The following is a 23,573-nucleotide window of genomic DNA, read 5'->3' on the forward strand; positions in this document are numbered from 1 at the left end:
CTGGCCGCGAGCGCTCGAGGGCGCTGGTGACAATCCCGCCGTCACGCCGCGGCCCGGCGCGTTACCGTGGGCATCCTGGTCCTCGGGCCGGGGCGGTTCATCGCATCATGGGCGGGACTTCCGTCCGTAGGTGCCCATCGCCGATGATGTAGTACAGGATCCGGTCTCCCGGATCCGCGCTACGCCGATTCGCAAGTTTGGAGATGTGCCTCGTGGGAGACCCTGGCACGCGACGGAGGTGCCGACCATGAGCGCCGAAACCTCCGTGCCCCGTCCCCGGGAGTCGGGTGTGGACATCTCAGACGCCGGCCTGTTGCAGGGTCTGCTGTCCCAGTCGCCGTTCGCCTTCGCGTTCTTCGACCCCGCCGGTCGTTTCCAGCGGGTGGACGAGGTCTTCGCGAGCGTGGTGGGCCTGCCCGCCGAGCGACTGGTCGGCCGCGCCCCGGGCGAGCTGCTCTCCGCCGACCTGACCGCCCTGATCGAAGGGTCGGTCCGCGGCGTCGTGGAGGGCGCCGAGGTCGAGAGCGGCCAGCGCGTCCGGGTCCGCACGGCCGGCGGGGAGACCCGTCACTGGTCCCTCACCTTCTCCCCGATCCACGACGACAAGGGCACGCTGCGCGCGGTCTGCCTGGTCGGCGTCGACGTCACCGAGAGCAAGCAGGTCGAGGAGGACCTGCGGCGCAGCGAGGAGCGATACCGCTCGCTCGTCGAGGCGCAGTCGCAGCTCGTGTGGATCACCGCGCCCAACGGCGGGATCCTGGAGGACGCGCCGCAGTGGCGGGCCATCACCGGTCAGGGGCTGGAAGACTACTTCGCCTACGGCTGGCTGGAGGCCGTCCACCCCGAGGACCGGGCGTACACCGAGGAGGCGTGGCGCGAGGCGCTGCGCGGGCGGACCATGTTCGAGTGGAACTACCGCGTCCGCACCCGCGCCAGCGGCTACCGCCACTTCGAGGTGCGGGCCGTGCCGATCATCCGGCACGGCAAGGTGGTCGAGTGGGTCGGCGCGAACACCGACGTCACCCCGCAGCGCGAGGCCGAGGAGATGCGGGGCCGGCTGACCGACCAGCTCGGCGCCGCCGCCCTGCGCACGGCGCGGCTGCAGGGGGCCACGGCGATACTCGCCGAGGCGCTCACGGTCGAGCAGGTCGTCCAGGTCATCATCGACGTGGGCCGTACGGCGCTGGCCGCCGACCGCTCGGCGGTGGCGCTGCTCGACCCCGACCGGGCCGCGCTGAAGCTGGTCAACAGCGGCGGCATCCCGGATGTCCCCGGTGCGCCGGGGGAGGAGATCCCGCTCTCGCACTCCAGCGTGATGACCATGGCGGTCAACAGCCGCCGTCCGGTCTTCGCCGAGTCGCCCGAGAGCCTGCGCTCCCAGCTCGTGGACGCCGGGGGCGACGAGGAGGTCATCAACGGGTTCCTCGCCCACAGCGACGAGCGGGCGTGGGTTGGTCTGCCGCTGCTGGCCGCGGGCCGCGCCCTGGGCGCGCTGCGGTTCTCCTTCACCCGCCCCCAGAAGATCTCCCAGGAGGACGGCGTCTTCCTGGAGGCCCTCGCCGGGCAGTGCGCGCTCGCCGTCGAGCGGGCCACCCTGTTCGAGCGGGAGCACCGCACCGCCGAGACGCTCCAGCGCAGCCTGCTGCCGGACCGCCTGCCGGTGGTGCGCGGGCTGACGCTCGCCCAGCGCTTCCGCTCCGGAAGCCGCCACGTGCAGGTCGGCGGTGACTGGTACGACGCGTTCGTCCTGCAGGACGGCCGGGTGGCGGCGGTGGTCGGCGACGTGATGGGCAAGGGCGTCAAAGCCGCGGCCGGAATGGGCCGCATCCGCAACGCGATGCGGGCCCTGGCCCTGACCAACCCGCCGCCTGCGGCCGTCCTCACCGGCCTGGACCGGGTCTTCGAGGCCACCGAGGAGGAGGAGCAGGTCACCACCCTCGCCTACATGGTGGTCGAGCCGGGCACGGGAGAGGGCACGCTGGCGCTGGCCGGCCATCCGCCGCCCCTGCTGGTCTCGCCGCAGGGCGTGCCGTTGCTGTGCGAGGGGGAGCCGGGCACCCCGCTCGGCTGGCCGGCGAGCCGCAGGCAGTTCCGGTTCTGCGTCCCGCCCGGCCACACCGCCGTCCTGTACTCCGACGGCCTCGTGGAGAACCGTAAGCGCGGGCTGGATGCCGGACTCGCCGAACTTTGCTCTGTTGTGACCGAAGCGCCCCCGGAGGTCGTAGGAAGTCCGCATATGCTGTTGGATTTCCTGGTGGATCGCATGTTGGCAGGGTATGAGCAGGATGATGACGTCACGGTGCTCGCAATTCATGTTCCTCCGACGACGAAGAGTGACTGAATGAAACAGTCATAAGGGTTGCTTTCGGGTATCGGTGCCCTACTTCCGTACGCACTACTGTCTTCGTCGGCCTAGGGTGGAGGGCAACCGCCAGGAGGCGGCCGTATGAATCACGGTGTCGTGCCAGAATGCTGGGCAGGTGCGTCGAGGTTCCGCGGCCTCGCTGACCACAACTAGAGGCATCCGCCCCTAGCGGGCATCTGAGTCCATATCTCGTCTCGCTTTCCTTCGAGAGGTGTTCGTGTCGCCTGCAAGTTCGACTCGCTCGAAGCCATCCGAGCTGAACGAGCCCGTCATTCAGCAGCTGATGGAGCGGGGGCGCTCGCAGGGGTTCCTCGAGTCCGAGGATGTCCGTAAGGCCGTCGAGGAAGCGGACATTCCGATGGCGCAGGTCGCTGGAATCCTGCGCAGCCTCAGCAAAGAGGGCATCACCGTACGACTGACTGCTGAGGACTCCGCAGCCCCCAAGAAGCCCCGGCCCCAGGCCAAGCGCCGGGCCCCCGCAGCGCCCGCCGCCCCGGTCAAGAAGACCAAGACCGCCGCGGCGGCGGCCAAGGAGCAGCCCGAGACCGTCACCGCGGTCGTCGGCGGTTCCGAGCCCGCGCCCGCGGCCAAGAAGCCGGTCGCTCCGGTGAAGAAGGCCGCTCCGGCGGCCAAGAAGCCGGTCGCCGGCCCCGCCAAGGGCACGGGTCCCCAGGACTCCGCGCCCAAGGCCGACCCGAAGCCGAAGGCGGTCGACGTCGAGGACGAGGAGGAGATCGACCTCGAGGACGTCGAGATCGAGGACTTCGACCTGGAGGTGGAGGCCGAGGAGGTCGAAGTCGAGGTCGAGGCCGAGGCGGAGACCGAGGAGGAGCCCAAGGTCGAGGTCGAGGCCGTCGTCGTGCAGAGCGACGACGAGGTCCTGATCCTCTCCGACGACGACGACGACGCCCCCGTGGCCCAGGTCGCCGCCGCCGGTGCCACCGCCGACCCGGTCAAGGACTACCTCAAGCAGATCGGCAAGGTCCCCCTGCTCAACGCCGAGCAGGAGGTCGAGCTCGCCAAGCGCATCGAGGCCGGCCTGTTCGCCGAGGAGCAGCTCGGCACCGACGGCGACAAGCTCCCGGTGGACGTCCGCGCCGAGCTGGAGTGGATCGCCGAGGACGGCCGCCGCGCCAAGAACCACCTGCTGGAGGCCAACCTCCGTCTGGTGGTCTCGCTGGCCAAGCGCTACACCGGCCGCGGCATGCTCTTCCTGGACCTGATCCAGGAGGGCAACCTGGGCCTGATCCGTGCGGTCGAGAAGTTCGACTACACCAAGGGCTACAAGTTCTCCACCTACGCCACCTGGTGGATCCGGCAGGCGATCACCCGGGCCATGGCCGACCAGGCGCGGACGATCCGCATCCCGGTCCACATGGTCGAAGTGATCAACAAGCTGGCCCGGGTCCAGCGGCAGATGCTGCAGGACCTCGGCCGCGAGCCGACTCCCGAGGAGCTGGCCCGCGAGCTCGACATGACCCCGGAGAAGGTCATCGAGGTCCAGAAGTACGGCCGCGAGCCGATCTCCCTGCACACCCCACTGGGTGAGGAGGGCGACAGCGAGTTCGGTGACCTCATCGAGGACTCCGAGGCGATCGTCCCCGCGGACGCGGTCAGCTTCACGCTCCTGCAGGAGCAGCTCCACTCCGTGCTGGACACGCTGTCCGAGCGCGAGGCGGGCGTGGTCTCCATGCGGTTCGGCCTCACCGACGGCCAGCCGAAGACCCTGGACGAGATCGGCAAGGTCTACGGGGTGACGCGGGAGCGCATCCGGCAGATCGAGTCCAAGACCATGTCCAAGCTCCGCCACCCGTCCCGTTCCCAGGTGCTGCGCGACTACCTGGACTAGGACTCCGACGGCAGGACTCTGCCGACGAGAGCGGCCCGCGCCCACCGGCGCGGGCCGCTCCGCCGTTTACACGATGCCGGCTACACGATCGTGACGGCGATGTCGCTCGCCGTCACAGGCGGAGTCCGGGCTCCGCCGTCCGGGCGCCGGTCAGGTCAGCACGTCGACGGTCCAGGACCGGCTGCCGGTCGGGGCGGGACCGAGGGCGACGGTGTGGCCCAGCTCGTCGAGGACCTTGACCAGCTCGTCCGGGGACTGCGGGTCGACGTCTCCCAGCAGCAGGGACCGGGCGATCGCGCCCCTGGTCGCCTTGGCCATGTGGCTGACGACCTTGCCGTCCTTGAGCACCCGCACGGCCACCGCGCGGTCGCCGGGCCGCCAGGCCGCCGCGTAGGTACTGGAGCGCAGGTCCACGACCAGGCCGGGCTCCGCATCGAGGACCGGGGTGACCGAGCGGCGCCAGAAGGCCCCCAGCCCGCCGAGCGGCGGCAGGTTCACACCCATGGACAGCCGGTACGGCGGGATCCTGTCGGTGATCCGGAGCAGCCCCCAGAGCCCGGAGAAGATCAACAGCCGCTCCTGTGCCCGGACGGCCGCCTCCGGCGGCAGAGAGGCCAAGCCGAGGTTGTCGTAGAGCACCCCGGTGTAGAGTCCGGCGGCCGTGAGCGTGGGCACGGTCCGGAGTAGACGGTTCTTGTCGATCTCGCCGAGCTGGCCCTCTGAGAGCCCGAGCACGGCGCGAGCCCGTGACCCCTCGCACAACGCGGTCAACGCGTCCAGGACGGCCTGCCGGGGCAGGGAGGGAAAGCTCAGGGTGGACAGGTCGAGAACGGGGCCGTCGCCCGCTCCGGCCTTGCCCTCCGACGGGGGAAGCAGGATCAGCACGGTCTCCGAGCATAGGCGCTGTCCACCGGGCATCCCGCCAGGTGCGGCTGCCTCACCGCCGGGTCGCGGCAACGGGCCAGGGACGGCCCGGCCTGCGACGCGCTCTAGGATCTCCTGCCATGATCGATGAAATGTTCGACAGGCTCGTCGACCAGGCCTGGCCCGCACTCGGCCGGACGGCGGCCGGAGGATGGACGCTGCGGACGGCGGGCGGGGTGACGAAACGGGCCAACTCGGTGCTGCCGCTGGGTGAGCGGGAGGACCTGGAGGCGGCCGTGGAAGAGGCGGAGAGGTTCTACGCCGGGCGGGGACTGCCGTGCGCGTTCTCCATCGGCGCGGGTGCGACCCCCGGCCTGGACGAACTGCTCGGCGCCCGCGGCTACCGGGTGGTGGATCCCACGCTCGTGATGACCGCGCCACTGGCGAAGGCCGTACCGGAGGGCTGCGGGGACGCGGAAGCGGGCGGCGGGAGGCCGGCGGAGGTCCGGCTCTCGGCGGCGCCCGCGCCGGAGTGGCTGGGCGTCTGGTGGAGCGTGGACGGAAGGCCCGGCGGGGATGTGGAGACGGCCCGCCGGATCCTCACCGGCGTGCCCGCCGCCTACGCCTCGCTCGGCGGAGACGAGGGGGAGGAGGCGGTCGGCCGGGGCGTCACGCAGGGAGAGTGGTTCGGGGTCTACTGCATGGCCACGCTGCCGCACGCGCGGCGTCGCGGTCATGCGGGACGCCTGCTGGACGCCCTGCTCTCACATGGGCGAGAGCAGGGCGCGAAACAGGCATATCTGACCGTGGTGGAGGCCAACACCGGGGCCCGGTCGCTCTACGAGCGTCTGGGCTTCACGACGGTGGGCCGATATCACTATCGGGTCCGCTAGGGCTCCTACCGTTCGTCGTTGGGCGCGACCGCGGGGGTGGCGCTGAGGCGAGCCGACTCGTCCTGGATGTCGGCACCCTTGTCCCGCAGCACGGTTACGTGCTGGCGGCCGTGGTGGGCGCAGAACAGCAGCTCCCCACCTACGGGAAGGGTTGCGCGGATATAGGCCTGGGCGCCACACCGGTCACACCGGTCCGTGGCGGTCAGCGGCTTGGCGGGGGCGAGAGCTCCAGTCACGTATCGCCTTTCGGGTCATCCCCGGGGTTGGGGGATCTGGCGTCAGTCACTTGAGACAACATCTAACCCGATACGGACGTTCCCAACCGACCCCCGGCTACGCCGAGAGCGGAATGTATCCGTGGGTGATGGGGATCACGCTCGAAGTAACAGTGTTGGCCACCTGGTGGCAAGCTAGGACGCGTCGCGGCGGGAAGAACGGTAGGCTGCGCACACGTGTTCGAGCACAGAGGGAGTGGGTGTGACCGCAGTTAGCACGGAGACGGGTTATACGGCCCGTCATCTGTCGGTGCTGGAGGGCCTCGAAGCCGTCCGCAAGCGCCCGGGCATGTACATCGGGTCCACCGACAGCCGCGGTCTCATGCACTGTCTGTGGGAGATCGTGGACAACGGCGTCGACGAGGCCCTGGCCGGTCACTGCGACCGCATCGAGGTCGAACTCCACACCGACGGCTCGATCGAGGTCCGCGACAACGGCCGCGGCATCCCCGTCGACATCGAGCCGAAGACGGGCCTTGCCGGAGTCGAGCTCGTCTACACCAAGCTCCACGCGGGCGGGAAGTTCGGCGGCGGCTCCTACGCCGCCTCCGGCGGCCTGCACGGCGTCGGCGCCTCCGTGGTCAACGCCCTCTCCTCCAGGCTGGACGTCGAGGTCGACCGCGACGGCCGGATTCACGAGATCAGCTTCCGCAGGGGTGTGCCGGGCGTCTTCGACGGCGACGGGCCCACCGCCAAGTTCAAGAAGAAGTCCGGGCTGCGCGACGGCGGCCCGCTCGCCCGCAAGGGCACCGGCACCCGGGTCCGCTTCTGGGCGGACCGCCAGATCTTCCTGCCCGAGGCCGAGGTCTCCCTCGACGAGATCCATGTCCGCCTGCGCCAGACCGCCTTCCTGGTCCCCGGGCTCACCCTGACGGTGCGCGACAGCCGCGGCGAGGAGTCCACCGAGGAGGAGTTCCGCTTCGACGGCGGCATCTCCGAGTTCACCGACTTCCTCGCCCGTGACGAGGCCGTCTGCGACGTGCTGCGCCTGCAGGGCGTCGGCCACTTCCACGAGACCGTGCCGATCCTCGACGACCTGGGTCACATGCACCCCACCGAGGTCCAGCGCGAGCTCACCGTGGACGTCGCTCTGCGCTGGGGCAAGGGCTACGACGCCACCGTGCGCTCCTTCGTCAACGTGATCGCCACCCCCAAGGGCGGCACCCACGTCAACGGCTTCGAGCGGGCCCTGGTCCGCACGGTCAACGAGCAGTTGCGCGAGGTCCGCCTGCTCAAGACCGGCGATGCCCCCGTCACCCGGGAGGACATCTTCGAGGGACTCACCGCCGTGGTGACCATCCGGGTGCCCGAGCCGCAGTTCGAGGGGCAGACCAAGGAGGTCCTCGGCACCGCGGCGGCCAGCAGGATCGTCTCCCATGTCGTCTCCCGCGAGCTCAAGGAGCTGTTCACCAACCCGTCGCGCACGCTCAAGCCGCAGTTGCGCGCGGCCCTGGAGAAGATCGTCACGGCGGCCAAGGCGCGCATCGCCGCCCGCGAGCACCGTGACAACCAGCGGCGCAAGACCGCCCTGGAGAACTCCGCGCTCCCCGCCAAGCTGGTCGACTGCCGCAGCGACGACGTCGACCGCAGCGAGCTGTTCATCGTCGAGGGAGACTCGGCGCTGGGCACCGCACGCGCGGCCCGGGACTCGGAGTTCCAGGCGCTGCTCCCGATCCGGGGCAAGATCCTGAACGTGCAGAAGGCCTCCGTCGCCGACATGCTGAAGAACGCCGAGTGCGCCGCGATCATCCAGGTCATCGGGGCGGGCTCGGGCCGTTCGTTCGACATCGAGGCCGCCCGTTACGGCAAGGTCATCCTGATGGCCGACGCCGACGTCGACGGCGCGCACATCCGGTGCCTGCTGCTGACCCTGTTCCATCGCTACATGCGGCCGCTGGTCGAGGCCGGGCGCGTCTTCGCCGCGGTGCCGCCGCTGCACCGGATCGAGATCACCAATCCGGGCCGGGGCAAGGAGAAATACGTCTACTGCTACTCCGACGCCGAGCTCCACCGGGTCCTGCGGGACCTGGAACGGCGCGGCAAGCGGTGGAAGGACCCGGTCCAGCGCTACAAGGGTCTGGGCGAGATGGACGCCGACCAGTTGGCCGAGACGACCATGGAGCCCCGCCACCGGACCCTGCGCCGGGTCCGGATCGAGGACGTCGAGCAGGCCGAGCGCATCTTCGACCTTCTCATGGGCAGCGACGTGGCTCCGCGCCGCGAGTTCATCGTGGGCAGCGCGGCCGAGGTCGACCGCGACCACATCGACGCCTGAGAGACGCCCGCCCGGTGGTCCCCATGGTGAGGCGGGGATCACCGGGCGCGTCCGGGCTGCGGGATCACAGCTCGACGGGCAGGAGCTTTCCGGTGCGCACGTCGTAGATGGCGCCGCCGATGGCCAGGCCCGACGGGAGGAACGGGCTGCTCTTGATCCGGATCAGGTCGTGGCGGAGCGCGGCGTCCTGGTCGGGGACGGTGTGGAACTCCAGGCTGCGGGTGTCCACACCATGCCCGGCGGCGAGGCGGTGCACGTCCTCGTCGGTGGCCTTCGCCATGCCGCAGTCGGTGTGCGGCATGACCAGGACCCGGTTCACCCCCAGAAGGTAGACCGCCAGGACGAGCGTGCGAAGCACGTCGTCGGTCACCCTGGCCCCGGCATTGCGCAGGATCTTGGCGTCACCGGGTTTCAGGCCGAAGACTCCCAGCGGATCGATCCGGGAGTCCATGCACGTGACCACGGCCAGTCCGCGTGCCGCCCTGCCCGTCAGCTCCGAGTCGGTGAACGTGGCGGAGAACTCCTCGTTGGCGGCCAGCAGGTCGTCGAAGGCACTCACGTATCCATCCCTCGGTCGGTGAAATCGTCGGATCAATAATCCCTCATGCCCGTTTCGTGGATATTTCCGGGGGGCCACCACCGGCCAACTTCCGGAAGATCGCGCGATCACCGCTCACTATAGGTAATGATGCCGTGACGCAAGGCCCGCTGTTCTTTGGGAGAATGAATGAACAGGATCGCATCGCTGGCCGGCTATCTGCGTGATCAGGCCAGGAGGAAGCTGGACCGGGTGGAAGTCCGAGACAAGGGCAGGAACGCACGCTCGGCGCTCGCCCTGTTGGACGCGACCGTCTATGTGGAGTCGATGGCCGACGACGACCCGTTCCTGGAGGCCCTTGAGAAGGCCGGATGCTTCGGCCCGCAGGGCTCCGGTGAGTTCCGGCCCGGAGAGGAGATCACCAGGATCATCCGCTTCTGGGAGGCCGGTGAGCCCGGGGAGTTGCTCGCCGAGATCAGATCGGCTCTGCAGGGTTCGCCGGTCTGAGTGGCCGCCGCGGCAGGACGCGTCGCATTGGGGACATTTGCCCGTTGAATCAACCACAACACCATCGTATGGTTTTCAGTGGTGTCTCACACGGGAGGAATCATGGCAATCGCCCGGATGCGGTCCGTCGTCATCGACTGTCCTGACCCGAAAAGCCTGGCCGACTTCTACAGCGCCCTGCTCGGCTGGGAGGTCACCAGCGTCGAGGACGACTGGGTGGTGGTCACCGACGGGAGGCCGGAGCGGCTCTGCTTCCAGAAGGCGCCCGACCACCAGCCGCCTGACTGGCCCAGCCCGGACCGGCCCCAGCAGTTCCACCTCGACGTGACCGTGGACGACCTGGACAAGGCCGAGGCCGAGGTGCTCGCGCTCGGTGCGGTCAAGCACGCGCACCAGCCGAGCGAGGACGACGACTTCCGTGTCTTCCTCGACCCCGCCGGTCACCCGTTCTGCCTCTGCGTGCCCTGAGAACGCTCCTGGAAACGCGGGCGGCGCAACGCCGGCCCGCCGCCGGGCCGGACGGCCGTCCGGGGCGCCGCGGAGCCCGTCCACCGGGAGGCCGGCACGGTCGCACACCTGTGCCGGCCTCTCCGGGCAGACGCTATTCCTCGCCGTCCCCGGGTTGCGGGGCCTCCTGCACACCGGAGGCGTGGGCGGTCGTGCCCAGGGCGCCGCCCACCGCCGCCACCGTGTGAGTGAGGCGGACGCCGGAGCCGTCGCGGCGGCCGAGCTCCTCCGGGAGCGGGACCGGCTTGCCGGTGGCGGAGACGGCGCGGGCCGGGCCGGGGCCCGCCCAGGCGAGCAGCAGCACGTCCTCACCCTTGAGGAACCGCTGGGCACGGACACCGCCGGTGGCGCGGCCCTTCGCGGGATACTCGGCGAAGTCGGAGATCTTCGCCCCGCCGACCTGGGTGCCGGGCAGGGCGGTGGAGGATCCGGCGATCGTCACGACCCTGGACTCCAGGGCGGGATCCACGGCGCCGAACCAGATGACGCTCGCCGTGCCGTCCAGCCGGATGCCGGTCATGCCGCCCGCCGGGCGGCCCTGGGGCCGGACGACGGAGGCGGGGTAACGCAGGAGCTGCGCGTCAGAGGTGATGAAGACCAGGTCGTGGGCCTCGGAGGCCAGCTCCACGGCGCCCACCACGGTGTCGCCGTCCTTGAGGCCGATCACCTCGAAGTCGTCGCGGTTGGCCGGATAGTCGGGAACGACCCGCTTGACCACGCCCTGCGCGGTGCCCAGCGCCAGGCCGGGCCCGTCCGGGTTGAGGGACCCGATGCCCACGACCGTCTCGCCGGGGTTCAGGGTGACGTACTCGGAGACCGGATGACCGCCGGACAGCGACGGCGGACTGGCCGACGGAGGCAGTATCGGCAGGTCGACGACCTGGACCCGGATCATCCGGCCCTGGCTGGTGACCACGCCGACCTCGCCCCGCACCGTGCTGTCCACGACCGAGACCAGCACGTCGTGGGCCGAACGATCGCCCTCACCTGCCAGCGGGGAGGCGTCGGCCGTACGGGCCAGCAGGCCGGTGGAGGAGAACAGGACCCGGCACGGGTCGTCGGCGACCTCCAGCTCCAGCGGCGCCGCCGCCTTCCTGGGCGCACCGGAGGACTCCAGCAGGACCGTGCGGCGCGGGGTGCCGTAGGTCTTGGCGACCTGGGCCAGCTCGTCGGAGACGACCTTGCGCAGCCGGGTCTCCGACGACAGGATCTCGCTCAGCTCGGCGATCTCGTCCCGCAGGGTCTGCTGCTCCCGGTCGAGCTCCAGCTTGTCGTAGCGGGTCAGGCGGCGCAGCGGGGTGTCGAGGATGTAGCCGGCCTGGATCTCCGAGAGCTCGAAGACCTCGATCAGGCGCTCCCGCGCCTGGCCGGAGTCGTCGGAGGAGCGGATGACCTGGATGACCTCGTCGATGTTGAGCAGGGCGATGACGAGACCCTCGACGAGGTGCAGGCGTTCCTCGCGCTTGCGGCGGCGGTACGCCGAGCGGCGGCGGACCACGTCGAGGCGGTGGTCCACGTAGACCTGGAGCAGCTCGCGCAGGCCCAGCGTGCGCGGCTCGCCGTCGACCAGCGCGACGTTGTTGATGCCGAAGCTCTCCTCCATCGGCGTCAGCCGGTAGAGCTCCTCGAGGACGGCCTCGGGGATGAAACCGTTCTTGATCTCGATGACCAGCCGCAGACCCCGGTGCCGGTCACTGAGGTCCTTCAGGTCGGAGATGCCCTGCAGCTTCTTGGCGGTGACCAGCTCGCGGATCTTGGTGACCACCCGCTCCGGGCCCACGTTGAACGGCAGTTCGGTGACGATGATGCCCTTGCGCCTCGGGCTGACCTGCTCGATCGCGCACTTGGCGCGCATCCGGAAGGTGCCCCGGCCCCGGGCGTAGGCGTCGCGGATGCCGTCCAGCCCGGTGATGGTGCCGCCCGTGGGCAGGTCGGGGCCCGGGACGAACCGCATCAGCTCCTCGAGCGTGGCGTCGGGCTTCTTGATCAGGTGGCGGGCCGCGGCGACCACCTCGACGAGGTTGTGCGGCGCCATGTTCGTCGCCATGCCGACCGCGATGCCGGTAGCCCCGTTGACCAGCAGGTTCGGGAAGGCCGACGGCATGACCGTGGGTTCGGTCTCCTGGCCGTCGTAGTTGGGCTTGAAGTCGACGGTGTCCTCGTCGATCGACTGCACCATCGCCATGGCCGAGGCGGCCAGGCGGGCCTCGGTGTAGCGCATCGCGGCGGGCAGGTCGTCGGGAGAGCCGAAGTTGCCGTGCCCGTCGACCACCGGCAGCCGCATCGAGAACGGCTGCGCCATGCGGACCAGCGCGTCGTAGATGGCGGTGTCGCCGTGCGGGTGGAGCTTGCCCATGACGTCGCCGACGACCCGCGACGACTTGACATGCCCCCGGTCGGGGCGCAGGCCCATCTCGCTCATCGAGTAGAGGATGCGGCGCTGGACCGGCTTGAGGCCGTCGCGGGCATCGGGCAGCGCACGCTGGTAGATCACCGAGTATGCGTACTCGAGGAAACTCGTGCGCATCTCCGCGGAGACGTCGATGTCGACGATCCGCTCCTCGAAGTCTTCGTCGGGTGGGGGTGTGGTCGTCCGTCGGGCCATGTCGAACATTCTGCCGAAGGACGGGGGGTGCCCGCGACGTGAACACGGTGACGGACCGTTATGGAGGGGTACGGGATGCCCGCACCGGAAGGCGGCCGGCCCGGGCTCCGCCGTCAGGGAGCGTCAGGGGCGGGTGCGGGGACCGGCGCCGGGCCAGGGGCCGGGGGTGAGGCCCTCGTCCTCGTCGCCGGGCGCGTTGAGCCTGGTGTCGTAGATGCGGAACCCCCGTGCCTGATAGGCGGCCAGCGCCACCGGGCCGTCGAGGGAGCAGGTGTGCAGCCACACCCGGCGGGTCGGCTCGCGGTCGGGGTGGCGCTCGGCCAGGTCCCAGGCGCGGGCCGTGCAGAACTCCAGCAGGCGCCCGCCCGCGCCCTTGCCGATCGCCCAGTGCACGAGTCCGAAGGAGGCCACCTCGACCGCCCCGCCGTCCTGCGGGACCAGCTCGGCGTATCCGGCGGGGGTGCCTCGATGGTAGGCCACCCAGGTCTCCACACCCCGGCCCAGCCACTCGTCCCACTGCCGCCAGGTCCACGGCAGCCGGTCGGTCCACTGCCAGTCGCCGCCGACGGCGGTGTAGAGGAACCGGTTGAACTCGGGGGAGCGGACCTCCGAGCGGACGATGTCGAGCTCGATCGCCGGGGGCTTGGCCGGGAGCAGATCGGCCGGTGAGGTCTGTTCGAGATACCAGGTGGTGACGTCCATAGTGAGGTCATGAAACCACGCTCCGGACGGTCCGCCGCAACCGGTCGGAACCGGGGATGATCTCCGAGAGTGCGCCGTTCGAGGGCTCGCCCTCGGAGAAGTTCGCCGACGGCGCCGCGGGGATCGAGGCCCCCGAGGCCGGGGCGGTGGGGGACTTCTCCGCCGAGGACGTCGGACGTCCGCTCGGCCCTCGAGGTCAGCAGCCGCATGCTGCAGGCCGCCTACCTCGACAGGAAGACGCTGCTCGGCGGGAAGCCGGACGCCTACGCCAAGCTGCTCGATCCCGAACAGCGGACGTTCTTCCTGGAGAACCTCGACCACAAGGACCTCGACAAGAACACCCGGGCCTGGGTCTTCAGCTTCGCGCCGGGGACGACCGAGCTGGTCGGCGACGTCGTCAAGGTGGAGGCGAAGCTGGTCCCGGAGGCCGCCAAGGACGAGAACGGCGACCCCGAGCTGAGGGTGAACTGCGAGGCCCGCTTCGTCTATGCGGTCCGTCCCGCGGGCAAGGCGGCGCCGATCGTCCGGGTGATGGCCTACGCCAAGGCGCGTCACCAGTTCTGGCGGGACGAGCCCGAGGGCGAGCTCCGCCACTGGGAGGGCGAGTCGGAGGACATGTGGGCCGCCGGGACCGTGTGCGGTTCCCCCGACGGCTTCCATCGGCCCGCCTTCTCCGGGGAGAGCGGCAGCGGACCGGTGGACGACGCCTACGACGGCAAGGCCGCTCCGCTGAAGGATGACGAGTGCGGGGCGGTCGAGGAGGTCTGACGGGGCCCTGCCGCGGCCGGCCCCTCCGGCTGCGGTACGGCTCTCGCCCGGGCCCTCCCGAGGCGGTGCGGTGCTCGCGCTCGGAGCGCTGCGGTCCCGGCGGCCGCCGGGACCGCAGGTGTCCAGATCCTGGCCCGAAGTGACTCAGGTCACTCTCTTCCGGGATGCGGTTCGGGCATATGCTTGACCAAGCGGTTGCTTGATTGGCGCGGTCGGGCGCCGCTGCGGGCTGAACGGGCCGGGGCCGGCGTCCCGGCCTCCGGGACTGGCGTGCGGACACCCACACAGGAGCGTCAAGATGATCGAGTTCAAGCAGGTGACCAGGCACATCGGCGCCGAGGTGAGCGGCGTCGACCTTCGCAAGCCGCTGTCGGAGGGCGAGGTCGAGGAGATCCGCCGGGGCTGGCTGGAGCACAAGGTCCTCTTCTTCCGCGACCAGCACATCACCGACGAGGAGCACATCCGCTTCGCAGAGAACTTCGGCACGATCAACCACCCGGCCTTCAAGAAGGACAGCGGCAGCGCCATCCACGTCCTCGACCAGACCGACCCCAAGGGCGAGGGCGGCGACGAGTGGCACAGCGACAACACCTTCGAGCCGGTCCCGCCGATGGGTTCGCTGCTGCGCTGCGTCCAGCTGCCCAGCGTCGGCGGCGACACCCTGTGGGCCAACGCCTGCATGGCCTACGAGACGCTCTCTCCGCCCATCCAGCGGCTCTGCGAGGAGCTCACCGCCGTCCACGACATCACGGCCTCGATGAAGAAGGCCATCTCCAAGGGCCACGACTTCGACTTGGCCGAGATCCAGGCCAAGTGGCCGCCGATCGAGCGGCCCGTCGTGCGCGTGCACGCCGAGACCGGACGCAAGGCGCTGTTCGTCAACCGCGCCTCCACCACGCGGCTGGTGCAGCTGTCCGACCGGGAGAACGAGGCGCTGCTGCCGTACCTGATCGACCACATCCGCTCCCCCGAGTACCAGGTCCGGCTCAACTGGCGTCCGGGCACCCTGGCCTTCTGGGACAACCGCAGCACCCAGCACTACGCGGTGGCCGACTACACCGAACGCCGCCGCATGCACCGGGTCACCGTCAACGCCTTCCCGGAGCACCAGGACGGGTAAAAGCCGGCGGCGGGGCGAAACGGTCACCGGGAACTGATACCAATGACCGGTGAGCGAAGAGCTGATGCTGCGGGAAGAGGCCGAGGAGCGACTGCGGGCGCTGGCCGGGGAGCACGCCCGGCTGCGCGACGACCAGTGGTCGGCGATCAAGGCGCTGGTCATGGACCGGCGGCGGGTCCTCGTCGTGCAGCGCACCGGGTGGGGCAAGTCGGCGGTCTACTTCATCGCCACCGCGCTCCTGCGCGAGCTGGGTGAGGGGCCGACCGTCATCGTCTCGCCGCTGCTGGCCCTGATGCGCAACCAGATCGCCGCCGCCGAGCGGGCCGGCATCCACGCGGTCACCGTCAACTCGGCCAACCCCGAGGACTGGGAGCAGATCTACGGACAGGTCGCCGAGGGCACGGTCGACGTGCTGCTGGTCAGTCCCGAGCGGCTCAACAACCCCGACTTCCGCGACCAGGTCCTGCCCGCGCTGGCCGAGAGCGCGGGCCTGGTCGTGGTGGACGAGGCGCACTGCATCTCCGACTGGGGCCACGACTTCCGCCCCGACTACCGGCGGCTGCGCACGTTGTTCGAGGACCTCCCCGAGGGCGTGCCGGTCCTGGCGACCACCGCGACCGCCAACGCCCGCGTCACCCGCGACGTCGCCGAGCAACTCGGCGACGAGACGCTCGTCTTGCGCGGGGCGCTGGAGCGCGAGAGCCTCCACCTGAGCGTGGTACGGCTGCGCGGCGCCGAGCAGCGCCTGGCGTGGCTCGCCCAGACCCTGCACGAGCTGCCCGGTTCCGGGATCGTCTACACCCTCACCGTGGCCGCCGCCCAGGAGATCGCCGCCTACCTGCGCGAGCAGGGACACGAGGTGGCCGCCTACTCCGGCCAGACCGAGCAGGCCGAGCGGCTCGCCGCCGAGCAGGCCCTGCTCGACAACAAGATCAAGGCGCTGGTCGCCACCTCCGCGCTGGGCATGGGCTTCGACAAACCCGACCTCGGCTTCGTCGTGCACGTCGGCGCCCCGCAGTCGCCCGTCGCCTACTACCAGCAGGTCGGCCGAGCCGGGCGCGGGGTCGAGCGGGCCGAGGTGATCCTGCTGCCCGGCGCCGAGGACCGTGAGATCTGGGCCTATTTCGCCTCGCTGGCCTTCCCGCCCGAGCCGGTCGTGCGCAACGTGCTGGCCGCGCTCGCCGAGGGCGGTGTGATGTCCACCGCCGCCCTGGAGAACCGGGTCGACCTCAGCCGCACCCGTCTGGACACCATGCTCAAGGTCCTCGACGTGGACGGCGCGGTCCGGCGGGTCAAGGGCGGCTGGGAGGCCACCGGCCAGGAGTGGGCCTACGACGCCGAGCGCTACGCCCGGGTCGCCGCCGAGCGCGAGGCCGAGCAGCGGGCCATGCTCGACTACCTCGACACCACCGGGTGCCGCGAGGAGTTCCTCCGCCGCCGCCTGGACGACGACTCCGCCGCGCCCTGCGGGCGCTGCGACAACTGCACCGGCCTCCACCGCTCGCCCGAGGTCGCGGAGGCGGCCGTGGAGCGCGCCGCCGCGAGCCTGAGCCGGCCCGGTGTGGAGATCGAGCCGCGGCGGCAGTGGCCGACGGGGCTGAGCGACCTCAAGGGCCGGATCAAGCCCGAGCTGGGCGCCGAGCCCGGCCGGGCGCTGGGCCGCCTGACCGACATCGGCTGGGGCAACCGCCTGCGTGGCCTGTTCGCCGAGGGCGCTCCCGACGGGCCGGTCCCCGACGACGTGTTCGCCGCCGTGGTCGCGGTGCTGGCGTCGTGGGAGTGGGAGCAGCGCCCGGTCGCCCTGGTCGCGGTGCCCTCGGCCACCCGGCCGCAGCTGGTCCGGAGCCTGGCCGAGCGGCTGTCCCAGGTCGGCCGCCTGTCCTACCTGGGCGATCTGGGTTACCGGTCGGGCCCGCCCGGCCGCCAGTTCAACAGCGCCCAGCGGGTCCAGGCCGTCCGGGCCACCCTCGCGATGCCGTCGGCCCTGGGCCCGGCGGTGGCCGCGGCGGGCGGCCCGGTCCTGCTGGTCGACGACCGGGTCGACACCGGCTGGACGATGACCCTGGGCGCCGCCATGCTCCGCCACGCCGGGGCACCCGCCGTGCTCCCCCTGGCCCTGGCGGTGACGAGCTAGCCGCTCGCAGGTCAGCCAGGTCATCCGCCGCTTATCGGCATGAGCCAGAACATTCTGGTGGTCGCGGAGGCCGGAGAAGCTGACGATGGGACCCTCATCTATGGGGATTGAATCCACATGGATGAGGGTCGAAACGGCGCAGGATCCCGTCGGGCGGGAGGGCGGACCCGGTCTTCTGCGCAAGCGGCTGGACAGGGTCGCCGCGGCCTCTCGGCGCGAAAGCGGTCCTGCTGCTTGCGGGCAGTGACATCCCCATGATGGAGCGGCTGACCGCCTGCGATCGGCCGTTCTCCGGACGGGCCGACAACATGGTCCTCGCCCCGCTCAACCCGGCGGAGACGGCGCAGGCGCTTGGGCTCGGTGGGGCGGATGCCGTAGACGCACCGCTGTTCGGCATCCCCGACTCGTCGCTGATGGCCGAGTTCCCCTCTCCCGGCCAGGCTCTCCGGACGACCGGTGAGCCGCAGTGGTCCGGCCATACGACCTGGCCCGAGCAGCGGGCGCTGGAGAAGGCCGGTTTCGAGCGTGAGGGCGTGCTACGCCGGGCCCCAGTGGCGCGACGGAGGCAGGCCACGACCAGGTGACCTGGTCGCGTCTGCGCGTGTCCTAGAGGCGGGGGCGGGCGCCGAGGTGGGCGATGGCCTTGGCGGCCAGGCGGTTGCCGGCGGACAGCGCCTCGGCCGGGGGCTTGCCCTCCAGCCAGGCCGGGAGGAAACCCGCGGTGAAGGCGTCACCGGCGCCGGTGCCGTCGACCACGCGCTCCACGGACTCGGCGGGGGCCCTGACCGGCTCGCTGCGGCTGTTGGTGTACCACAGCGCGCCCTCGTCGTTGAGCTTGATCACGACCTGGGGGAACCAGGCGGTGAGCACCTTGGCGGCGGCCGCGGGCTCGTCGCGGCCGGTCAGGACCTTGGCCTGGTCGACGTTGGCGAACAGCAGCTTGGCGTTCTGGGTCCACTCCAGGAACGGCTCGGCTCCGGTGCGCTCCAGCGGGGCGGAGGAGGAGCAGTCGACCGAGACGGACATCCCGGCCCGGCGGGCCATCTCCAGGGCGGCGAGGCCGGCCTCGCGGGAGCCCTCGTTGATCAGGGTGTAGCCGGAGAGGTGCAGATGGCCGCCCTGGGAGAACAGGTCGCGGGGGAGGTCCTCGGGGGACAGGGCCGCGTTGGCGCCGGGGTCGGAGAGCATGGTGCGCTCGCCCTTGTGGGTGACGAGCACGACGCAGGTGCCGGTCGGGCGCTCGGGGTCCATGACGAGGCGGGCGTCCACGCCGTAGCCCATGAGCTCCATGTCGCGGTTGCGGCCGGTGATGTCGGCGCCCCGGCGGCCGATGAAGGCCACCTCCGCGCCCTCCACGGCGAGCCAGGAGGCGATGTTCGCCCCCGAGCCGCCACCGTGCATGGTGACGATGGCCGGTGTGTCGCTGGCTCTGGCCAGAGGGTAGCGAGCCCGTGCGACCGCGTCGGTCATGAGATCGCCCACCACGACCACCCGCGTCATGATGCCACCACCTTGCTGCCTTCGATGCCGACGTGCTTATGGAGCCGCCAAAAACCTAACAGCTTCCGGCCAGCGTAGGGGGCCCGGATCTGAGACCGGGGCATAGTCGATGCACAAGCGTTGTGTGAATCCACCCGGTTGGTCCTGCATGTGAGATTCACGTCTACTCTCGGGACTGTGGAGGCTCAGTATCCCGCCCACTGGGAGGCGGACGTCGTCCTGTCCGACGGAGGCACCGCTCACGTGCGCCCGATCCGGCCCGCAGACGCGGACCGGTTGCGCGCCTTCTACTCCCGGCTGTCCGAGGAGTCCATCTACTTCCGCTTCTTCGGGCCCCGGCCCCGGCTGTCGGACCGCGAGGTGACCTGGTTCACCACCGTCGACTACGTGGACCGGGTCGCGCTGATCGCCACGATCGGCACGGAGATGGTGGCCGTGATCCGCTACGACCGGATCGAGCCGGGGGAGGCGGAGGTCGCCTTCCTCGTCGAGGACGCCCACCAGGGCCGGGGCGTCGCCTCGGTGCTGCTGGAGCACCTGGCCGAGACGGCGAGAGAGAACGGCATCGCCAGGTTCGTCGCCGACGTGCTGCCCGCCAACCAGAAGATGATGGCCGTGCTCAAGCAGGTCGGTTACACCGCGCAGAGCCGCTTCGCCGACGGCGTCGTCCGGATGACCCTCGACCTCACTCCGACCGAGACCGCTCAGGAGGTGACCGCCTCCCGCGAGCACCGGGCCGAGTCCCGTTCGATCGAGCGACTGCTCAACCCCGGCTCGGTGGCGGTCGTCGGCGCCGGCAGGGAGCCGGGCGGCGTCGGCCAGACCGTGCTGCGCAACCTGCTCGGCGCCGACTTCACCGGCCCGGTCTACCCGGTCCACCGCGAGGCGCGGGCCGTCGCGGGGGTCCGGGCCTACCCGAGTGTGACGGCCATCGACGGCGAGGTGGACCTCGCCGTCCTGGCCGTACCCGCCGACGGGGTGATCGACGTCGTCAAGGAGTGCGCGGAGAAGGGCGTGCGCGGGCTGGTGGTGGTCTCCTCCGGGTTCGGCGAGACCGGGCCGGAGGGGCGGGCCCGCCAGGACGAGCTGGTCCGCATCGCCCGCGCGTACGGCCTGCGCGTCGTCGGCCCCAACTGCCTCGGCATCGCCAACACCGACCCCGCGGTCCGGCTGAACGCCACCCTCGCCGCGACCGTCCCCGGCCGGGGACGGGTGGGCTTCTTCAGCCAGTCGGGCGCCCTGGGCACGGCGCTGCTGCAGCGGGTGGCCCAGCGCGGCATGGGCATCTCCTCGTTCGTCTCGGCGGGCAACCGCGCCGACGTCTCCGGCAACGACCTGCTCCAGTACTGGGAGGAGGACCCGGCCACCGACGTGATCCTGCTCTACCTGGAGTCGCTGGGGAACCCGCGGAAGTTCGCCCGGCTGGCCCGGCGGATCTCCCGGCGCAAGCCGATCGTGGTGGTCAAGAGCGGCGGCACCACCCAGAACGTGCCGACCGGCCACGCCGCCCCGGCGCTGGGGCTGCCCGACACCGCGCTGAGCGCGCTGTTCGAGCAGGCCGGGGTGATCCGGGTCGACGACCTGATCCAGCAGTTCGACGTGGCGCAGCTCCTGGCCTACCAGCCGCTGCCCGCCGGGCCCCGGGTCGGGCTGGTGAGCAACTCCGACGCGCTGGCGCTGCTGGCGGTGGACGCCTGCGTGAGCGCCGGCCTCGAACCCCGGCCCCCGGTCAACCTGGGCGCGCGCGCCGGCGCCGCCGAGTTCGGCACGGCCCTGGCCTCGCTGCTGCCGGACGTGGACGCCGCGGTCGTGATCTACATGCCGCCGATCCCCGGCCGGGCCGACGAGGTCGCCGCCGAGCTGCTGCGCGTCTCCCGCGAGGGCGGCAAGCCGGTGCTGGCCACCTTCGAGGGCAAGCTCGGCATGCCGTCCGAGCTGCGGGGCGGCGCCGTACCCGGGCAGGGGTCGATCCCGTCGTACGCCGCGCCGGAGGAGGCCGTGCGCGCCCTGGCCCACGTCGTCCGGCACGCGCGCTGGCGCGGGCAGCCCGCGGGAACGCCGGTGGAGATCGGCGACATCGACACCGCCGCCGCGCGCGAGCTCGTCGAGCGGCTGCTCGACGCTCCGCGGGACGTCCCCGGCGAGCGGCTCCCGGTGGAGATCGAGGCCTCGGAGCTGCTGGCCCGCTACGGGCTGACCGTCTGGCCCTCCGAGGTGGCGGGCTCGCCCGAGGAGGCCGTGGCGGCGGCCGAGCGACTGGGCTGGCCGGTGGTGCTGAAGGCCGCCGATCCGGAGGCGGCCAAACGGGCGGGGACGGTACGGCTGGGCCTGGCCGGCCCCGACGGGGTGCGCGACGCCTTCGCCGACCTGACCCGCCAGCTCGGCCCCGAGGCCGTACTCGCGGTGCAGCGGATGGTCCCGCAGCCCGCGGTGCCGACCGTGGTCAGCGTCGTCGAGGACCCCGCGGTCGGCGCGGTCGTCTCCTTCGGGCTGGGAGAGGTGACGGCCCGGCTGCTGCGGGACGTGGCCTACCGCCTGGCCCCGCTGACGCGGGAGGACGCGGCGGCGCTCGTGGAGTCGCCGCGCGCCGCGCCCCTCCTCTTCGGCGAATACGGCTACCCGCCGGTCGCGGTCGAGGCGCTGGAGGACCTGCTGGTGCGGGTGGGGAGGCTGGCCGACGACCTCCCGGAGGTGGTACGGCTCGACCTCGATCCGGTGCTGGTGGGGGAGTCCGGGGTGATCGTGCTGGGGGCCCGCGCCGTGCTGCGCAGCCCCGCCGGCCCGCGGCCCGACGACGGTCCCCGCCGGCTCAGTTGACGGGGCCGGGGAATCAGCCGACGGCGGACCTCGCGGCGCGAGGGTGAAACCGGCCCCTCGGACAGGGCAGGATGGACCCATGAGGGAAACCCGACTCTCGTCCGCCGGCCTGCGCGACGCGATCGACCGCAGTGGTTACTATCCGGACCTGGTCGCCGACGCGGTCGAATCCGCCCTGGGCAAGGAGCAGGTGGGCGCTTACGTGGTGCACCACGAGGCCACGTTCGACCCGGCAATGGAGGTGCGCAGGCACGTCACCGTGCTGGTGCTCTCGCCCACCCGGCTGCTCGTCTGCCACACCGACGAGCATCCGGCGGTGGAGGGGGTCTCGGCCTCCCACGCCTCCACGACCACCGAGGCCGTGCGGCTGAGCCGGATCCAGTCCGTCGCGGTCACCCGGGTCGTCCCCGACCCCGCCTCCTACGTGCCGGGCGTGCCGCCCACCGAGGTCACGCTCACGATCGGCTGGGGTGCGATCTCCCACGTCGACCTCGAGCCGGCCACCTGCGGTGACGAGAACTGCGACGCCGACCACGGATACACCGGCGCTGTCACGGCCGACGACCTCTCCCTGCGGGTGAGCGAGGCGGCCGACGGACCCGAGGCCGTCTCCCACGTGCTGGCTTTCGCCAAGGCACTGTCGGAGGCCACCGCCCGCGCCGCCTCGTGACCCCCCTCGTCCCGGCGTACGGCGAGGCCTCGCTCGCCGACCTGTCCGCCTCGCTGCTGGCCGTGCTGGGAATGGACTCCGGCAACCCGCTCGGGCTCGCCCCCGCCGAGCGGGTCCTGCTCTTCCTGGTCGACGGCCTGGGCGCGGAGCTGCTGCGCGCCCATCCCGAGCAGGCCCCGTTCCTGTCCGCCCGGCTCGACCGGGTGCTCACCGCGGGCTTCCCCGCCACCACCGCGACCAGCCTGGGCACGCTCGGCACCGCGCTCCCCCCGGGCGAGCACGGCATGCTGGGCTACCAGGTCGCCGCGCCCGGCACCGGCCACCTGTTCAACTGCCTGCGCTGGACCACTCCCGGAGATCCGATCGAACCCGAGGACTGGCAGCCCGTCCCGACCGTCTTCGAGCGGGCGGCGGCGGCAGGGATCGCCGCCAGCTATGTCGGTCCCGCCTACTTCAAGGACACCGGCTTCAACCGGGCCGTCTACCGGGGCGTGCGCTTCATCGGCGCCGACGAGGTCGACGAGCGGGTCGAGGGGGTCCGCCGCGCGCTGGCCGAGCCCCGCGCCCATGTCACGGTCTACTACGGCGACCTCGACTCCGCCGGGCACGAGAGCGGCTGGGGCAGTCCGGCCTGGCTCGACCAGCTCGCCCGGGTGGACCGGATGGCCGAGCGGCTGGCCGGGCTCCTCCCGCCCGGCTCGGCGATGTACGTCACCGCCGACCACGGCATGGTCAACGCCGTCGAGCGCATCGACGCCGACGCCGTTCCCGAACTGCGCGAGGGCGTCGCCCTGCTCGGCGGGGAGGCCAGGGCCCGGCACGTCTACGCCGCCCCCGGAGCGGCCGGAGCCGTGCTGGAGACCTGGCGCGGCCTGCTGGAGGGGAAGGCCTGGGTGGCCTCCCGGGAGGAGGCGGTCGCCGCGGGCTGGTTCGGGCCGCGGGTGCGCGAGGCGTGGTTGCCGAGGATCGGCGACGTGGTCGCCGTGCCCTGCGGCGACGCCGTCATCGTCGCCTCGGTCGCCGAGCCGAGGGAGTCGTCGTTCACCGGATACCACGGCTCACTGACCCCCGCCGAGCAGTACGTCCCCATGCTGGAGATCAGCACCCGCTGAACGCCCGGTCTCGGCCGTGCCCCGTACGGTGAGGCGCGGCCTTCGCGGGCCGGATGATCGGGGGCTGCTTCT

At 71.5% G+C, this 23,573-nt stretch carries 19 protein-coding genes; 13 read left to right on the plus strand and 6 right to left on the minus strand.

Going from position 1 to position 23,573, the window contains the following annotated elements; translation table 11 throughout:
- Positions 1 to 247 precede the first annotated feature (247 nt).
- Together HS041_RS22805 and HS041_RS22810 are read left to right on the plus strand one after the other, a co-directional pair.
- On the plus strand, positions 248 to 2,341 hold the full coding sequence (locus HS041_RS22805; RefSeq protein WP_196442847.1) for a SpoIIE family protein phosphatase: 2,094 nt from the start codon (positions 248 to 250) through the stop codon (positions 2,339 to 2,341).
- A gap of 241 nt (positions 2,342 to 2,582) precedes the next feature.
- On the plus strand, positions 2,583 to 4,214 hold the full coding sequence (locus HS041_RS22810) for an RNA polymerase sigma factor (protein ID WP_196442848.1): 1,632 nt from the start codon (positions 2,583 to 2,585) through the stop codon (positions 4,212 to 4,214).
- A gap of 150 nt (positions 4,215 to 4,364) precedes the next feature.
- On the opposite strand, the gene HS041_RS22815 is transcribed toward HS041_RS22810, so the two are convergent.
- Positions 4,365 to 5,099 carry a YaaA family protein gene (locus HS041_RS22815; protein ID WP_196442849.1) on the minus strand — a complete coding sequence of 245 codons (735 nt, stop codon included), beginning with the start codon at positions 5,097 to 5,099 and terminating at the stop codon, positions 4,365 to 4,367.
- 119 nt (positions 5,100 to 5,218) lie between these two features.
- Here HS041_RS22815 and HS041_RS22820 point away from each other — a divergent pair, with 119 nt between their 5' ends.
- Complete coding sequence (locus HS041_RS22820; protein ID WP_196442850.1) at positions 5,219 to 5,971, plus strand: GNAT family N-acetyltransferase; 753 nt, start codon at positions 5,219 to 5,221, stop codon at positions 5,969 to 5,971.
- Between the two features lie 5 nt (positions 5,972 to 5,976).
- Here HS041_RS22820 and HS041_RS22825 read toward each other — a convergent pair whose 3' ends face one another.
- Positions 5,977 to 6,207: a DUF7455 domain-containing protein gene (locus HS041_RS22825; RefSeq protein WP_196442851.1), complete on the minus strand. Its 231-nt coding sequence runs from the start codon at positions 6,205 to 6,207 to the stop codon at positions 5,977 to 5,979.
- A 241-nt stretch (positions 6,208 to 6,448) separates the two neighbouring features.
- On the opposite strand from HS041_RS22825, the gene HS041_RS22830 reads away from it, so the two are divergent.
- On the plus strand, positions 6,449 to 8,521 hold the full coding sequence (locus HS041_RS22830; RefSeq protein ID WP_196442852.1) for a DNA gyrase/topoisomerase IV subunit B: 2,073 nt from the start codon (positions 6,449 to 6,451) through the stop codon (positions 8,519 to 8,521).
- A 64-nt stretch (positions 8,522 to 8,585) separates the two neighbouring features.
- On the opposite strand, the gene HS041_RS22835 is transcribed toward HS041_RS22830, so the two are convergent.
- Complete coding sequence (locus HS041_RS22835) at positions 8,586 to 9,080, minus strand: beta-class carbonic anhydrase (RefSeq protein WP_196442853.1); 495 nt, start codon at positions 9,078 to 9,080, stop codon at positions 8,586 to 8,588.
- Positions 9,081 to 9,248: 168 nt separating this feature from the next.
- Between HS041_RS22835 and HS041_RS22840 the strand changes: the two genes are divergently transcribed.
- A complete protein-coding gene (locus HS041_RS22840; RefSeq protein ID WP_196442854.1) occupies positions 9,249 to 9,566 on the plus strand; it encodes an S-layer homology domain-containing protein in 318 nt (105 codons plus the stop codon).
- 102 nt (positions 9,567 to 9,668) lie between these two features.
- Positions 9,669 to 10,034: a VOC family protein gene (locus tag HS041_RS22845; RefSeq protein ID WP_196442855.1), complete on the plus strand. Its 366-nt coding sequence runs from the start codon at positions 9,669 to 9,671 to the stop codon at positions 10,032 to 10,034.
- 133 nt (positions 10,035 to 10,167) lie between these two features.
- Here the strand turns inward: HS041_RS22845 and HS041_RS22850 are convergent, their stop codons facing one another.
- Together HS041_RS22850 and HS041_RS22855 are read right to left on the minus strand one after the other, a co-directional pair.
- On the minus strand, positions 10,168 to 12,678 hold the full coding sequence (locus tag HS041_RS22850; protein WP_196442856.1) for a DNA gyrase/topoisomerase IV subunit A: 2,511 nt from the start codon (positions 12,676 to 12,678) through the stop codon (positions 10,168 to 10,170).
- A gap of 123 nt (positions 12,679 to 12,801) precedes the next feature.
- Positions 12,802 to 13,380, minus strand: a complete 579-nt coding sequence (locus HS041_RS22855) for a GNAT family N-acetyltransferase (protein WP_196442857.1) — start codon at positions 13,378 to 13,380, stop codon at positions 12,802 to 12,804.
- Between the two features lie 207 nt (positions 13,381 to 13,587).
- On the opposite strand from HS041_RS22855, the gene HS041_RS22860 reads away from it, so the two are divergent.
- From HS041_RS22860 to HS041_RS22875, 4 genes are all read left to right on the plus strand, one after another.
- Positions 13,588 to 14,148, plus strand: coding sequence for a hypothetical protein (locus HS041_RS22860; protein WP_196442858.1), 561 nt, complete (start codon positions 13,588 to 13,590; stop codon positions 14,146 to 14,148).
- A gap of 298 nt (positions 14,149 to 14,446) precedes the next feature.
- On the plus strand, positions 14,447 to 15,268 hold the full coding sequence (locus tag HS041_RS22865; RefSeq protein ID WP_196442859.1) for a TauD/TfdA dioxygenase family protein: 822 nt from the start codon (positions 14,447 to 14,449) through the stop codon (positions 15,266 to 15,268).
- A 64-nt stretch (positions 15,269 to 15,332) separates the two neighbouring features.
- Positions 15,333 to 17,402, plus strand: a complete 2,070-nt coding sequence (locus tag HS041_RS22870; RefSeq protein ID WP_196443506.1) for a RecQ family ATP-dependent DNA helicase — start codon at positions 15,333 to 15,335, stop codon at positions 17,400 to 17,402.
- A 254-nt stretch (positions 17,403 to 17,656) separates the two neighbouring features.
- Positions 17,657 to 17,986: a hypothetical protein gene (locus HS041_RS22875; protein ID WP_196442860.1), complete on the plus strand. Its 330-nt coding sequence runs from the start codon at positions 17,657 to 17,659 to the stop codon at positions 17,984 to 17,986.
- Positions 17,987 to 18,008: 22 nt separating this feature from the next.
- Here HS041_RS22875 and HS041_RS22880 read toward each other — a convergent pair whose 3' ends face one another.
- Positions 18,009 to 18,902, minus strand: coding sequence for a carbohydrate kinase family protein (locus HS041_RS22880; protein ID WP_196442861.1), 894 nt, complete (start codon positions 18,900 to 18,902; stop codon positions 18,009 to 18,011).
- A gap of 177 nt (positions 18,903 to 19,079) precedes the next feature.
- Between HS041_RS22880 and HS041_RS22885 the strand changes: the two genes are divergently transcribed.
- From HS041_RS22885 to HS041_RS22895, 3 genes are all read left to right on the plus strand, one after another.
- Positions 19,080 to 21,719: a bifunctional acetate--CoA ligase family protein/GNAT family N-acetyltransferase gene (locus HS041_RS22885; RefSeq protein WP_307845422.1), complete on the plus strand. Its 2,640-nt coding sequence runs from the start codon at positions 19,080 to 19,082 to the stop codon at positions 21,717 to 21,719.
- 79 nt (positions 21,720 to 21,798) lie between these two features.
- Positions 21,799 to 22,389 (plus strand): DUF5998 family protein, encoded by a 591-nt coding sequence (locus tag HS041_RS22890; protein WP_196442863.1) that lies wholly within the window; start codon positions 21,799 to 21,801, stop codon positions 22,387 to 22,389.
- Entirely contained in the window at positions 22,386 to 23,501 is a 1,116-nt protein-coding gene (locus HS041_RS22895; RefSeq protein ID WP_307845423.1) for an alkaline phosphatase family protein, read from the plus strand. The genes HS041_RS22890 and HS041_RS22895 overlap by 4 nt, the downstream gene beginning before the upstream one ends.
- Positions 23,502 to 23,573: the final 72 nt, after the last annotated feature.

Source organism: Planomonospora sp. ID67723 (genome assembly GCF_015711605.1).
GTDB lineage: Bacteria > Actinomycetota > Actinomycetes > Streptosporangiales > Streptosporangiaceae > Planomonospora_A.